This is a genomic window from Pseudoalteromonas sp. bablab_jr011 (assembly GCF_016464045.1).
GTDB lineage: Bacteria > Pseudomonadota > Gammaproteobacteria > Enterobacterales > Alteromonadaceae > Pseudoalteromonas > Pseudoalteromonas lipolytica.
The window spans coordinates 1-235 of record NZ_JACDWU010000001.1; the positions used below are offsets into that span (position 1 = coordinate 1).

A 235-nucleotide genomic window follows, 5' to 3' on the forward strand; every position below is an offset into this window, starting at 1 on the left:
CCTTTTAGCCCAATGCCATAACGCTAGAAATAGTTTGTGGCTCACATATCCGAATACTTGTTTGGCAACGCAATGGCGATAGTAATTCGACCAACCCCTGAGTTTCGGATTTATCAACTTGATTAGATCGTTAACGGGGGTGGTTGCGTGCTTTTTAGTGAGTTCGCGCAAGTTACTCAGAAATATTAACGTGTTAGATTTACTCGGTTTAATGAGCAGCTTTCCTTTGTACTTC

Annotated in this window: 1 protein-coding gene; it reads right to left on the reverse strand. The window is 41.7% G+C overall.

Features of this window, described 5'->3' with window-relative positions; translation table 11 throughout:
* Nucleotides 1–235: group II intron maturase-specific domain-containing protein (locus tag JIG41_RS00005; protein WP_312000466.1), on the reverse strand; the 235-nt coding region annotated here is incomplete at both ends.